A 13,227-nucleotide genomic window follows, 5' to 3' on the forward strand; every position below is an offset into this window, starting at 1 on the left:
GACGTATTATTTTTCATTAAAAATGCTTAAGTATGCATTTAAATGCACCACGATAGTGCAACAAACCTGGCGTGCACCATGATGATCATTCCATCAGGTACAGCTTCCCTGCGACGTATCAGTCACCGTAGACATTAAAGTCGAAATACTTTTTCGCCATCTTATCGTAGGTGCCGTCCTGACGCAGTTCGCCAAGTGCCTTATCAAAAGCGGCTTTCAGTTCGGCATCATCTTTACGTAGCCCTACGCCTGTACCATCACCGAAGTATTTTTTGTCTTTCACTGATGAGCCAGCAAAGGCGAACTCTTTACCGGCGGGTTGCTTGAGGAAACCTTCGCTGGCAGCCACTTCATCCTGCAGAGCGGCATCCAGACGGCCTGCATCCAGATCGGAATAGACCAAATCCTGGTTAGCATAGGCCACCACATCGACGCCTTTACTGCGCCAGTTGTCATTGGCATACGCTTCCTGGGTGGAGCCTTGCAGCACGCCAACATGTTTACCTTTCAGTGAATCCAGCGTCGGCTGGATCGGCGAACCTTTGGCGGCAATCAAACGAGAATCTGCGGCGTACAACTTGTCAGAGAAGGCAATCTCCTGCTGACGTTTATCGGTAATGGAGAGCGACGAAATAATGGCGTCGATTTTTTTCGCTTTCAGTGAGGGGATCAGCGCATCAAAGTCACTGGCAACCCAGGTACATTTCACCTGCATCCGTTTGCACATCTCGTTACCGAGATCGATATCAAAGCCAACAAAGTCACCTTTGGCATCTTTCGATGAGAACGGTGCATAGGTGGTATCCGTTCCGATACGTACCGTCTCCGGCAGCGCCGCATAGCTGGAAGCCGCTGTGGAGAGACCGACTAACAAAGACAGAGCGAGAATCGACTTCTTCATACATAACCCTCAAGTGAAATGGCTTTTTTATGTTGTGTATTGTGTTGTGTGTTGCAGGCTCTTTCATGCAGGTCTTATGCCATCTTGCCGACAGCAGAAACATTCGATGTTAAATATGTTAATAAGACGTTGCGTCATTGTCCTGAAGTTGAAGATAGCAGGTATGGCGGTTGAATCGCAGCGTTTCGATTGAATGGCAGGAACAAAATGTCGAGGATTTGATCGCGGTTGCAAAATTGCCCTGAAACAGGGCAACAGCAAAGTTATACGCCCTGCCAGCGGGCAAAGAGATCTTCGGGAAGGGTTATCGCAAACTGGTCAAGTACACGGTTAACCGTCTGATTTATCACATCATCAAGCGATTGCGGGCGATGATAAAACGCCGGAACGGGAGGCATAATCACCGCACCGATTTCCGCCGCCTGAGTCATTAACCGCAGGTGGCCTAAGTGCAATGGTGTTTCACGCACGCAGAGCACCAACGGGCGACGCTCTTTCAGCACCACGTCTGCCGCACGGGTCAGTAAACCATCGGTATAGCTATGGACAATGCCGGAAAGGGTTTTGATTGAACAGGGTAAAATCACCATCCCCAACGTCTGGAAAGAACCGGAAGAAATGCTGGCAGCAATATCGCGCGCATCGTGCGTCACATCGGCTAACGCTTGCACCTCGCGCAGGGAAAAATCCGTTTCGAGGGATAAGGTCTGGCGCGCCGCCTGGCTCATCACCAGATGCGTTTCAACATCTGCGACATCGCGCAGAACCTGTAATAAACGCACGCCATAAATCGCGCCGCTGGCACCGCTGATGCCTACAATGAGTCGTTTCATAAATAGTTGCCCTGTCAGACTTGCAGGCAGACTTTGCAGTATTTCGGCGGGAGTTGCAAGTCAGGGTGCCAGACCGGCACCCTGCGTGAAGGCGTCATCCTTCGTTATGCATTTCCAGGTTTTCAACTTCGTTCTGACGTTGCACTGCTTTGGCATCGTCATTACGTAAGGTATCGAGGAAATCGAGATAGCCCTGATCGACGTCTTTGGTAACGTAAACGCCGTTAAACACCGAGCATTCAAACTGCTGAATATCCGGGTTTTCAGCACGGACGGCTTCGATCAGATCGTTCAGATCCTGGAAAATCAGGCCGTCTGCACCAATGATCTGACGAATTTCATCCACTTCACGACCGTGGGCGATAAGCTCCGTGGCGCTCGGCATATCAATACCATAAACGTTCGGGAAGCGAATTTCCGGTGCTGCAGAGGCGAGGTAAACTTTCTTCGCTCCGGCTTCACGCGCCATCTCGATAATCTGCTCAGAGGTGGTGCCACGGACGATGGAGTCATCAACCAGCAGGACGTTTTTATCACGGAACTCGGCGCGGTTGGCGTTCAGTTTACGGCGCACAGACTTACGGCGCAGCTGCTGACCCGGCATGATAAAGGTGCGGCCAACATAGCGGTTTTTGACGAAGCCCTGGCGGTACGGTTTACCCAGAATTCGAGCGATTTCCAGCGCGATATCGCAGGAAGTTTCCGGGATTGGAATAACCACGTCGATATCCAGATCTTCCCATTCGCGAGCAATTTTCTCGCCAAGTTTCGTTCCCATATTGACGCGGGCGCTGTAAACGGAAATTTTGTCGATGAACGAGTCCGGGCGGGCGAAGTATACATACTCAAACAGGCACGGATTGCTGACCGGATTGTCGGCACACTGGCGGGTAAACAACTGTCCGTCTTCAGTGATGTAAATCGCTTCACCAGGTGCTACATCACGCAGGAACTCAAAGCCCAGGGTGTCGAGCGCAACGCTTTCAGAAGCGACCATATATTCTGTGCGATTCTCATCAATATCGCGCTTCCCTAACACCAGGGGACGAATGCCGTTAGGATCGCGAAACGCGACCATACCGTGACCGATAATCATCGCCACACAGGCATACGCGCCACGGATCTGGCGGTTTGTGGCGGCAATGGCGGCAAAAATGTTGTCGGCTTCCAGCGGGTAATGGCGAAAGTTGTCCAGTTCGCTGGCGAAGATATTGAGCAGAATTTCCGAGTCGGAAGTGGTGTTGATGTGGCGGCGTTTTTCTTCAAACAGCTTTTTACGCAACTCGTGAGCGTTAGTCAGATTGCCATTATGGGCAAGCGTGATGCCATACGGGGAGTTAACGTAAAACGGCTGTGCTTCAGAGGCGCTGGAGCTGCCAGCCGTAGGGTAACGCACATGACCAATGCCCATATTGCCCTGCAAACGCTGCATATGGCGAGCTTCAAATATATCGCTCACCAGACCGTTTGCTTTACGCAAACGGAAGCAGTTATTGGCATCAATGGTGATGATGCCAGCGGCATCCTGACCGCGATGCTGAAGCACCGTTAAGGCATCATAAATCGATTGGTTAACCGGCATAACACCGGCGATACCGACAATACCGCACATACGTCTTTTTCCTCGTTAAGCCACATCTCAGAACCGTTAGATTCTGGGCAAGAAACTTGACGAGCTTTGCAGATAATCAAAAAACCATCTGATGATAAAACTGAACTGCGGGATCAGCTGTGATTTGCTCCAGTCTTCGCTTTTCGACACTCCGGTAAAGGAGTCGAGAAAGAAAAGAATGGCAGCAACAATCAGCACACCACGCAACGCACCGAAACAGACGCCCAGCACCCGATCGGTGCCTGACAACCCTGTTTTCTCCACTAGCTGGCCTATCACGAAGTTCACGATAGCGCCAACGATAAGCGTGGCAATAAACAGTACCGCGATGGCAATCCCATTTCGAACCAGTTCGTCTTCAAAGCCCGTAAACCAGGGTGACAGGTAAGTGTAGTAATGACTGGCGACAAAGAAAGCACAGCCCCATGTCACCAGCGATAACGCTTCACGAACAAAGCCACGGATCAGGCTAACCAGAGAGGAAAAAGCAATCACCGCGATTATGGCGTAATCAATCCAGACCATATGTGTCCCACGATTTTACGCCCTGTCATCCTGTTCGGGGCGCATTCTAACAGAAAAAGAAAACGTTTGCGTAGGGATTTCCTTCCCGTGCATCAATAAAAATGGCGCTGAAAAAATATTCAACGCCATCGGTTTTTTTTGCCTTTGCGGCATCGGGCAATACATGTCGGATGCGGCGTGAACGCCTTATCCGACCTACAGGGCTGCTCTTGTTCGGGCCTGATAAGACGCCAGCGTCGCATCAGGCAAAACCGTATTAATTCGGCGTATAGCCCATTACCACGCCGCTTAAGCCTGAAAGTTGCTTCAGCTCACCCAGCGAGCCTTTCAGCTTCTCTTTCGAGGCATCCGGCCCAACCAGAATACGGGTGATTTTACCCTGTACTGGCGTTGACGGCGACGTATAAACCCGGTATCCCGCACCGCGCAATTTACCAACAATCTCATTCACTTTGTCGGCATTTTTCAGCGCGCCCAGTTGCACAACATACGCTTTACCCGTCGGTGCAGCTTTTTCTTCCACGACCGGTTTCGGTTCTGGCTTCGGCGCAGGTGGTGCTTCTACTTTCGGCTTAGGCGGTTCCACCGGTTTCGGCTTCGGTGGAGCGACCGGTGCAGGTTCCGGTTCAAACTCGGTATTATTGGCCGCAATAATTGCCGGATCGAGCGAAGGTGCCGCAGCATCGCCCGCACGCACTTCCTCTGCAGCCCCTTCAGGCGGCTGTGTCGGCAATGCCTGGGTAGCGGCTGGCATCATATCAGGCTCATCGCGATCGCCCGCTTTCGGCACCAGCGGGATTGCCGCGAACTCATCCTGATAATGTTTTTTCTGCCCGTCCAGCAGCCCTGGCAGCACAATCACTCCCAGCGCCACCAGCACTATTGTGCCAACTAACCGATTCTGAAACTTACTCGCCACCGCTTCTCCTCGCGTCAATCACTTCCATGACATGTGCGACCGTGTGGAATGAACCACACACCAGCACGGTATCTTCCGGTTTAGCGTCCGCCATTGCGGCATCCCATGCCTGCGCAACGCTATCAAATGATTTGCCGTTACCCAAATGCTCAAGCAGTTGTTCTGCCGTGGCACCGCGCGACCCTTCCAGTGGCGCACAATACCAGTCATCCACCACGCTTTTCAACCAGGCCAATGTCCCAGCAATATCTTTATCATGTAGCATACCGATTACTGCCAGTACGCGCCCGTTTTTCGGTAACGCTTTCATACGCCCGGTAAGATATTCTGCCGCATGGGGATTATGGGCGACATCAAAAATGACGCGTGGCGACTCGCTCACAATCTGGAAACGTCCCGGCAAAATTGCGCTGGCAATGCCATCGCGAATTGCCTGTTCACTGACCTCCAGACCGCTGGCACGCAGCGCCGCCAGCGCCGTTGCGGCATTCGGTTGTGGGACAAGTGGTAACGGCAGGTTTTCCAGCGTGCCGTGTGCGTCGGTAAACGACCAGCCATGGTCGCTGACGAAATAATTCCACTCTACGCCTCGACGTCGCAACAGTGCGCCCTTCTCATGCGCCACATCGGCGATGGTGTACGGCATTTCAGGTTCACCAACGATCGCCGGTCTTTCACTGCGGAAGATCCCCGCTTTCTCGCGACCAATGCTTTCGCGATCTGGCCCCAGCCAGTCGGTATGATCCAGCGCAATGCTGGTCACCACAGCCACATCAGCATCGACAATATTGGTGGCATCCAGACGACCACCCAGCCCCACTTCCAGAATTACCACATCAAGTTGCGCCTGTTTAAACAGCCACAGCGCCGACAACGTGCCGTATTCAAAATAGGTCAGGGAAATATCACCGCGTGCCGATTCAATCTCAGCAAAAGAGGCGGTGTGGGCCGATTCTGGTAGTTCCTGACCCTGTACACGAACGCGCTCGGTATAACGCACCAGATGCGGCGAACTGTAAACACCCACTTTGTACCCTGCCGCCATGAGTATCGATTCCAGCGTGCGGCAGGTTGTGCCTTTGCCATTAGTACCCGCAACGGTAAACACAAACGGTGCTGGTTTCAGAACGCCGAGACGCGCTGCCACCTGGCTTACGCGCTCAAGGCCGAGATCGATAGTCTTACTGTGCAGGTTTTCCAGATAAGAAAGCCACGAAGCCAAAGGCGACGCGGCTTGAGGTGTGCGTTTGATAATCATGGTATCCGCTGATTCATTACGGGGATAATAGCAAAAGGGCAGAGCCAGCGGCCCTGCCCTTATCAGTTATCAGGCCTCAGGTTCCTGATCCGGTGCTGGTGGCACCACTTCGCCTTCACGTGGCGCTTCAGGATTTGGCGCTGGCAGATTCATCAGCTTCGCCAGAATGCTCGCCAGTTTCAGGCGCATTTCCGGACGGCGGACGATCATGTCGATCGCGCCTTTTTCGATCAGGAACTCACTGCGCTGGAATCCCGGCGGCAGTTTTTCGCGAACGGTCTGTTCAATAACTCGCGGGCCGGCAAAGCCGATCAACGCTTTCGGTTCAGCAATATTGAGATCGCCAAGCATCGCGAAACTTGCAGAAACGCCGCCCATGGTCGGATCGGTCAGTACGGAAATGTACGGCAGACCGCGCTCCTGCATTTTCGCCAGCGCCGCAGAGGTTTTCGCCATCTGCATCAGCGACATCAGCGCCTCTTGCATACGTGCGCCACCAGAGGCGGAAAAGCAGATAAGTGGGCAGTTGTCTTCCAGCGCCTGCTCAACGGCACGCACAAAACGAGCACCCACTACGGATCCCATTGAACCGCCCATAAAGGCAAATTCGAAGGCAGCAGCAACGACCGGCATTCCATACAGGGTGCCTTTCATTACTACCAGCGCGTCTTTTTCGCCGGTTTCTTTCTGTGCTGATGCCAGACGATCTTTATACTTTTTGGAGTCACGGAACTTCAGCACATCTTTCGGCTCAAGCTCGCTACCCAGCTCCACAAGGCTTCCTTCATCTAACAGGCTATGCAGGCGATTACGCGCCGTCATACGCATGTGATGGTCACACTTCGGACAGACCTCAAGATTACGTTCCAGCTCTGCACGGTATAAAACCTGACCGCAGCTATCACACTTAGTCCACACACCTTCAGGAATGCTTGCCTTGCGGGTGGGAGTAATGTTGCTTTTAATTCGTTCAATCCAGCTCATTAGGGACCTTTCTGTCTGAACCTGGTTCGATGCCAGTTTTATCTTTGGGGACGCATAATGCCATTTTTGCCCCCAACAGACCATCAATGTTGCACATTAAAACATAACAGCCCGAAACTTTGGATAAAAAAGTGGTCGAACCGCCGAGTTACTTTATTTTGCGGCGCGTGCCGCAGCGCGTTTGTGACGGATAATTTCGATGACGCCCGGCAATATGGAAACCACAATAATCCCGACGATCAGCAGCTTAAGGTTATCCTGAACCATTGGGATTGTACCGAAGAAATAGCCTGCGTAGGTAAAAAGCAGTACCCATAACAGCGCGCCGATCACATTGTAAGCGGCAAAATGACGGTACGACATGTGGCCCATCCCCGCAACGAACGGGGCGAACGTTCTGACGATCGGCACAAAACGGGCGAGAATAATGGTTTTGCCACCGTGTTTCTCATAAAACTGATGCGTTTTGTCGAGATAGCTACGACGGAAAATTTTCGAGTTCGGATTACTGAATAATTTCTCACCGAACAACCGTCCGATGGTGTAGTTAACTGCATCACCAACAATCGCGGCAATTAACATCAGTACGACCATCATATGAACATTGAGATCGTTGGTTTCAAGCGAAGCCAGTGCTCCAGCGACAAACAGCAGCGAATCTCCCGGCAGAAACGGTGTCACCACCAGACCGGTTTCACAGAACAAAATCAAAAACAGGATGGCATAAACCCAGACGCCATACTCTGCGACCAGCTCCGCCAGATGCACATCAATGTGCAGGATAAAATCGATGAGGAAATAAATCAGGTCCATAATTGCCTATGCCTTTTGCTCTTACTCTTTCCGGCCGTAACTGCGCTGGCTACGGCCTGAAATGTTCAGAGCATTGTTCTCGTTAGTCCGCCAGAAATAGCGGGCCCATTGGCGGCTTTGGAAGATCAAATCGGTCAGGGTAATCCACCGCAACCAGATACAGCCCTTCCGCTTTCGCCGTTGCTGCCGCCAGCGTTCTGTCCTTTGCCGCCAACAGCTCTGCTATCCAGCTCTCTGGCTGGTTGTGGGCACCGACTTCCATCAGGCTGCCGACAATATTCCTCACCATATGGTGTACAAAGGCATTCGCTTTGATATCCACCACCACATAAGGACCGTGACGCGTGACGTTGATATGCATAACGTTGCGCCACGGCGTTCGGGACTGACATTGCACCGCGCGAAACGAGGTGAAATCATTCTCGCCCAGCAGACATTGCGCAGCCCGATGCATCCGTTCAGCGTCCAGCGGTTCGTAAAAATGGGTTACCCCTTTACTCAGTACCGCCGGGCGCAGCCGATGATTGTAGATGATATAGCGATAACGGCGAGCCGTGGCGCTAAATCGGGCATGAAAATCATCGGGTACAGCTTTAACCCAACGCACGGCGATGTCACCAGGTAAATTCGCATTTACGCCCAACGTCCACGCAGCGTCTTTACGCTGCGCGGTGGTTTCGAAATGCACAACCTGCCCGGTGCCGTGTACGCCTGCGTCGGTACGCCCGGCGCAGAAGACGGTGATCGGTTCGTTCGCCACCTGCGAGAGCGCCTTTTCCAGCTTCTCCTGCACGCTGCGAACTTCGTTCTGCCGTTGCCAGCCGTAATATCTGCTGCCGTCGTACTCAATGCCCAGCGCAATTTTATAAACTGGCGGTTGTTGCTGGTCGGACATTAGTACAGGTACTCCTGCACCAGTTTTTCAGCGATCTTCACTGCCATCAATGCGCCGCCAAAGCGAACGTTATCAGCCACCGACCAGAACTGAATTTGTTCCGGCATACCATAGTCATTACGCACGCAACCAACAGAAAGATGCGGCGACCCGGAAGCATCGCCCACCTGTGTTGGAAATTCATTCTCTTCAGAAAGCTCAATATCTTCACTTTGAGCAAATGCATCACGCGCTTCTTCCGCCGCCAGCGGGCGCAGTGCTTCAAAGTTGACCATCTGAGCATGACCATAAAATACCGGTGCCTGGACGACGCTTGCCGAAATCATCAGTCCTTCGTCCTGCATGATTTTGCGCACTTCATCGACGATACGGCGTTCTTCGCGCACGCTACCTTCGCGATCCGGCAACAGAGGCAGCATGTTGAATGCCAGCTGACGACCAAAGAAATCTTCTTCATCAATCGGAATACCGTTGAGCAATTTCGCGCTCTGCCCTGCTAAGGCATCGACCGCTTTTTTACCCTGGGCGGAGGCAGAAATCAGACTGGTGACGCTGATGCGCGCCAAACCGCCCTGATCGATTAACGGTTTCAGTGCTGTCAGTAACTGACTGGTCAGGCTATCAGGAACAGCAATGACGTTGCGGTTGCGGTAATCGGTCAGTACAAAAGGATTCACTTCCGGCACCACCAGCGGTACGTCGGGTTCGAGAGCAAACAATCCGCTGCTGTCGATCACCAGACAACCCGCGTTGGTCGCTTCTTCAACCCAGGCAGCGGTCGCTTCTTTGCCTGCGACAAAAAATGCAAGTTGCGCCTGCGTCCAGTCAAATTCAGCGGCATCCTGCACGGTGATTGTCTTACCACCAAAGCGCAGATGTTCACCTGCGCTTTCGTTACGTGCCAGTGCATAAATTTCCCCAACCGGGAACTGACGTTCAGCCAGCGTTTCAAGCAGGGCTTCGCCCACAGCGCCAGTCGCGCCCAGGACGGCAATGTTCCAGCCTTCAGACATGGTGGTTTACTCCAGAAATAGCAAAACTCCCTGCCGATATTACAGCAGAGAGTATGAAGAAGAGATTAACGTGCCGGATGATGAACGGCGTTAAAACCCAGTTTACACAGTAATGCCGCCGCGCTGGCGTCATCACAGATCACATATAGAGACGACCATTCACGGCGCTCAAGGTAGTTTTTGCGCAGTTTATCAAACTCACCCGGTATTCCGGCGACTTTACGCAGCGGTGCGTCATCGCGTCGCACATCATACACCAAATGCACCAGCCTTTTCAGCGTTGGCTGATCGAGCGAGCCATGCAGCGTGATGCGACCAAACTCTGGCGTTGGCAGTAAGGTATCCAGCGCAATGTGCTGCTCATGACCAATAAATTTGCTGTACGCTTCAAATACTTGTGTGGTTCCGCGCGCTTTTCCTTCCAGGGTATAACCGGCGATATGCGGCGTGCCGATATCCACTTTCTTCAACAGTTCTACGTTGAGTTCCGGCTCCCCTTCCCAGACATCCAGCACCACGCTTAACTTCTGGCCTTCGTTCAGGCAAGTCAATAACGCGGTATTATCAACGACCGCGCCACGGCAAGCGTTAATCAAAATAGTCCCTGGCTTCAGGCGGCGGATCAATTTTTCATCCGCCAGATGTAGCGTTTTGTACGGCCCATCTTTAAAGAGCGGTGTATGGAAAGTCAGAACATCTGCGTGCTGAACCAGCTCATCAAGAGAACGGAAATCCCCCTCATCCCCACGATCGGCGCGTGGCGGATCGCAAAGCAAGGTTTTAATCCCCAACGCCTCCAGCCGCGCCTGTAATCGACGACCGACATTACCGACGCCCACGATCCCTACGGTACGGTCATGCAGTGAAAATCCATCGCGTTCGGCAAGCATCAGCAATGACGAGAAAACGTATTCCACTACCGCAATCGCATTACAGCCAGGTGCCGCAGAAAAACCAATCCCCGCCTGCTTCAACCATGCCTCATCAACATGGTCTGTCCCTGCCGTGGCAGTGCCAACAAATTTTACCGGTTTCCCCGTCAGCAGCGACGCGTTCACTTTTGTGACTGAACGCACCATCAGCGCATCTGCATCATCCAGCTCAGCGACTGGAATTGGACGCCCCGGAACCGCTTTCACCTCACCCAGACGGCTAAATAATTCGCGGGCATAAGGCATATTTTCATCAACAAGGATTTTCACGTTTGTGCTACCTGTATGAGAACGAGAGTTAACCGGACAAGTGTGCCATAATCTCGCGGCCAGGCATACTTGCGATGATTTCAGGTATAAGGATACGTAATGATACAACCTCTTTCAGGCCTTCCACCTGCGCAACCACCAGGTCAGGGGGATAACCTGTCGTCTGGCGCAGGCAATCAGCCTTTATCCAGCTTGCAACGTACCGCGTTGGAAAGTTTGATGACTAAAATAACTTCGCTGACGCAACAGCAGAGAGCGGAATTGTGGGCCAATATAAAGCACGACATCGGTCTGCCGGGTGATTCACCTTTGCTTTCACGCCACTTCCCGGCCGCAGAACAAAACCTTGCGCAACGTCTGCTGTCTGCGCAAAAAAGTTATTCTGTCCGCCAACTTCTGGCTCAATTGGGGGAGTATTTACGTCTGGGGAATAATCGTCAGGCCGTCACGGATTATATCCGGCATAATTTTGGTCAGACGCCGCTGAATCAACTCTCACCAGAGCAATTAAAAACCGTCCTGACTCTGCTACAGGAAGGGAAGATGGTTATCCCGCAGCCGCAACAGCGCCAGGCGACCGATCGACCTTTATTACCAGCGGAGCACAATACGCTCAAACAACTGGTCACAAAACTCGCGGCAGCCACGGGGGAACCCAGTAAACAGATCTGGCAATCGATGCTGGAACTTTCAGGGGTGAAAGACGGCGAGTTGATTCCAGCGAAACAGTTTAACCATCTGGTCACCTGGTTACAGGCGCGTCAGGCGTTAAGTCAGCAACACACACCGACGCTGGAGTCGCTCCAGATGGCGCTAAAACAGCCACTGGATGCAAGCGAGTTAACGGTATTATCGACATATGTTGAGCAAAAGTATGGCCTTTCTACGCATTCAGCCCTGACTTCTGCACAGGCCGAGGATATCCTTAACCAGCTCTATCAGCGGCGGGTAAAAGGCATTGAACCGCGTGATATTCAACCGCTGTTCAATCCCTTTACCCCATTAATTGACACGATACAAAAAATGTCAATGCGCCCCAGCTTGTGGATATTATTCGTCGTCATCATTGTGATGTTGTTTTGGCTGGTGAGTTAACCCCGGCGAAACGACAGTATCGTCACGATAATCCCCAGCACCGCCGATATCGCCCCGGCAAGAAATACTGAAGAGTAACCAAACGAGGTCGCCAGCACTCCCGCCAGCGGCCCGGAAACGCCGAGGGCGATATCCTGAAACGCGGCATAGCCGCCGAGCGCAGTACCGCGAACCTGGGAAGGAACACGTTTAACCACTTCCACGCCCAGCGCAGGGAAAATAAGCGAACACCCTGCTCCGGTTAACGCCGCGCCAGCTAACGCGACCCACGCACCCGGCGCCTGCCAGAGCAGCAACAAGCCTACCGTTTCCACCAGCAGAGAGACAATCGCCACTTTTACGCCGCCAAAACGGTCTGGCATCCAGCCAAACATCACGCGCATAACGACAAATGCGCCGCCAAAGGCGGTGAGCGTAAAGCCCGCCATCGCCCATCCTTTGCTGGCAAAGTAGAGCGAAACAAAAGTCCCGATAACCGCAAAGCCAACACCCTGAAGCGCCAGTCCTAGCCCTGGTTTCCAGATAAGCCCAACAACGCTCCACAGCGATGGGCGTTCTCCCTCCATTGCCGGTACTTTGCGTACTGTGCCGTTGCAGCCCCACGCCAGTAAGGGTAATGCCATTGTGGTGAGCGCCAGTGCGGCAAAACCGTAATGGCTATGAATCAGTAAGCCAAGCGGTGCGCCGACTGCCAGTGCGCCGTAAATGGCCATTCCGTTCCAGGACATCACTTTACCGGAGTGTTTCGGCCCGACAATGCCTAATCCCCATGTCAAAGCCCCTGTCAGCAACTGACTTTCACCAAAGCCAAGAATCAAACGCCCGACAACCAGCAGAGCAAATTTAATCGGTGCAGAGACGGGTAAAAGCGCCGCCAGCAGCAACGCGCCGCCAGCCAGACCACAAGCTAACATCCCCTGAAGCGCCGAACGTTTTGCGCCATATTGATCGGCCAGCCGCCCGGCGTAGCCACGCGTCAGCACCGTAGCCAGAAACTGAATGCCGACGGCAAACCCGACCATGGTGTTGCCATAGCCCAGTTCATGATGAACAAACAGCGGGATAACCGGCAACGGTAACCCAACGGTCATGTAAGTTAGAAAAACCGCAAAGGCGATACGAAAGAGTGAAAAATTGGCAGAAGATCGTGTTTCTGTTTGGCTTACAGCAGTCATGC

13 protein-coding genes are annotated in these 13,227 nt (G+C 52.7%); 1 reads left to right on the top strand and 12 read right to left on the bottom strand.

The genetic code is table 11. The features are described 5' to 3' along the window. Positions 1–118: 118 nt before the first annotated feature. The 11 genes from argT to pdxB all read right to left on the bottom strand — a co-directional run bounded on the left by argT (position 119) and on the right by pdxB (position 10,955). Entirely contained in the window at positions 119–901 is a 783-nt protein-coding gene (gene argT / locus HEM79_RS07290) for a lysine/arginine/ornithine ABC transporter substrate-binding protein ArgT (RefSeq protein ID WP_176242335.1), read from the bottom strand. Positions 902–1,164: 263 nt separating this feature from the next. Further along, the gene (ubiX, locus tag HEM79_RS07295; protein ID WP_000825692.1) at positions 1,165–1,734 is read right to left on the bottom strand and encodes a flavin prenyltransferase UbiX; all 570 of its coding nucleotides are present in this window, start codon (positions 1,732–1,734) and stop codon (positions 1,165–1,167) included. 94 nt (positions 1,735–1,828) lie between these two features. Then, entirely contained in the window at positions 1,829–3,346 is a 1,518-nt protein-coding gene (gene purF / locus HEM79_RS07300) for an amidophosphoribosyltransferase (protein WP_000334208.1), read from the bottom strand. Positions 3,347–3,382: 36 nt separating this feature from the next. Next, on the bottom strand, positions 3,383–3,871 hold the full coding sequence (gene cvpA, locus HEM79_RS07305) for a colicin V production protein (protein WP_000262106.1): 489 nt from the start codon (positions 3,869–3,871) through the stop codon (positions 3,383–3,385). Positions 3,872–4,127: 256 nt separating this feature from the next. After that, positions 4,128–4,790, bottom strand: a complete 663-nt coding sequence (gene dedD, locus HEM79_RS07310; RefSeq protein ID WP_000146984.1) for a cell division protein DedD — start codon at positions 4,788–4,790, stop codon at positions 4,128–4,130. Continuing rightward, entirely contained in the window at positions 4,780–6,048 is a 1,269-nt protein-coding gene (gene folC / locus HEM79_RS07315) for a bifunctional tetrahydrofolate synthase/dihydrofolate synthase (protein ID WP_176242337.1), read from the bottom strand. The genes dedD and folC overlap by 11 nt, the downstream gene beginning before the upstream one ends. Positions 6,049–6,117: 69 nt before the next feature. Then, on the bottom strand, positions 6,118–7,032 hold the full coding sequence (gene accD / locus HEM79_RS07320; RefSeq protein WP_000118402.1) for an acetyl-CoA carboxylase, carboxyltransferase subunit beta: 915 nt from the start codon (positions 7,030–7,032) through the stop codon (positions 6,118–6,120). Positions 7,033–7,185: 153 nt separating this feature from the next. Beyond that, positions 7,186–7,845, bottom strand: coding sequence for a DedA family protein (locus HEM79_RS07325; RefSeq protein WP_000364335.1), 660 nt, complete (start codon positions 7,843–7,845; stop codon positions 7,186–7,188). 82 nt (positions 7,846–7,927) lie between these two features. Then, on the bottom strand, positions 7,928–8,740 hold the full coding sequence (truA, locus tag HEM79_RS07330; RefSeq protein ID WP_001283597.1) for a tRNA pseudouridine(38-40) synthase TruA: 813 nt from the start codon (positions 8,738–8,740) through the stop codon (positions 7,928–7,930). Further along, the gene (locus HEM79_RS07335) at positions 8,740–9,753 is read right to left on the bottom strand and encodes an aspartate-semialdehyde dehydrogenase (RefSeq protein WP_176242339.1); all 1,014 of its coding nucleotides are present in this window, start codon (positions 9,751–9,753) and stop codon (positions 8,740–8,742) included. The genes truA and HEM79_RS07335 overlap by 1 nt, the downstream gene beginning before the upstream one ends. 65 nt (positions 9,754–9,818) lie before the next feature. Then, positions 9,819–10,955, bottom strand: coding sequence for a 4-phosphoerythronate dehydrogenase PdxB (gene pdxB / locus HEM79_RS07340; protein WP_176242341.1), 1,137 nt, complete (start codon positions 10,953–10,955; stop codon positions 9,819–9,821). A gap of 99 nt (positions 10,956–11,054) precedes the next feature. Here pdxB and flk point away from each other — a divergent pair, with 99 nt between their 5' ends. Beyond that, positions 11,055–12,050, top strand: coding sequence for a flagella biosynthesis regulator Flk (flk, locus tag HEM79_RS07345; protein ID WP_000615848.1), 996 nt, complete (start codon positions 11,055–11,057; stop codon positions 12,048–12,050). Here the strand turns inward: flk and HEM79_RS07350 are convergent. Further along, entirely contained in the window at positions 12,047–13,225 is a 1,179-nt protein-coding gene (locus tag HEM79_RS07350) for an MFS transporter (RefSeq protein WP_176242343.1), read from the bottom strand. The two genes, flk and HEM79_RS07350, sit on opposite strands and share 4 nt — an antisense overlap. Positions 13,226–13,227 lie beyond the last annotated feature (2 nt).

The organism is Escherichia sp. 93.0816 (assembly GCF_013368855.2).
Lineage (GTDB): Bacteria > Pseudomonadota > Gammaproteobacteria > Enterobacterales > Enterobacteriaceae > Escherichia > Escherichia ruysiae.

Excerpts from the sequence above, each read along its gene's own strand:
- argT (WP_176242335.1), bottom strand. The coding sequence starts at position 901 with ATGAAGAAGTCGATTCTCGCTCTGTCTTTGTTAGTCGGTCTCTCCACA.
- ubiX (WP_000825692.1), bottom strand. The coding sequence starts at position 1,734 with ATGAAACGACTCATTGTAGGCATCAGCGGTGCCAGCGGCGCGATTTAT.
- purF (WP_000334208.1), bottom strand. The coding sequence starts at position 3,346 with ATGTGCGGTATTGTCGGTATCGCCGGTGTTATGCCGGTTAACCAATCG.
- cvpA (WP_000262106.1), bottom strand. The coding sequence starts at position 3,871 with ATGGTCTGGATTGATTACGCCATAATCGCGGTGATTGCTTTTTCCTCT.
- folC (WP_176242337.1), bottom strand. The coding sequence starts at position 6,048 with ATGATTATCAAACGCACACCTCAAGCCGCGTCGCCTTTGGCTTCGTGG.
- accD (WP_000118402.1), bottom strand. The coding sequence starts at position 7,032 with ATGAGCTGGATTGAACGAATTAAAAGCAACATTACTCCCACCCGCAAG.
- HEM79_RS07325 (WP_000364335.1), bottom strand. The coding sequence starts at position 7,845 with ATGGACCTGATTTATTTCCTCATCGATTTTATCCTGCACATTGATGTG.
- truA (WP_001283597.1), bottom strand. The coding sequence starts at position 8,740 with ATGTCCGACCAGCAACAACCGCCAGTTTATAAAATTGCGCTGGGCATT.
- HEM79_RS07335 (WP_176242339.1), bottom strand. The coding sequence starts at position 9,753 with ATGTCTGAAGGCTGGAACATTGCCGTCCTGGGCGCGACTGGCGCTGTG.
- flk (WP_000615848.1), top strand. The coding sequence starts at position 11,055 with ATGATACAACCTCTTTCAGGCCTTCCACCTGCGCAACCACCAGGTCAG.
- HEM79_RS07350 (WP_176242343.1), bottom strand. The coding sequence starts at position 13,225 with ATGACTGCTGTAAGCCAAACAGAAACACGATCTTCTGCCAATTTTTCA.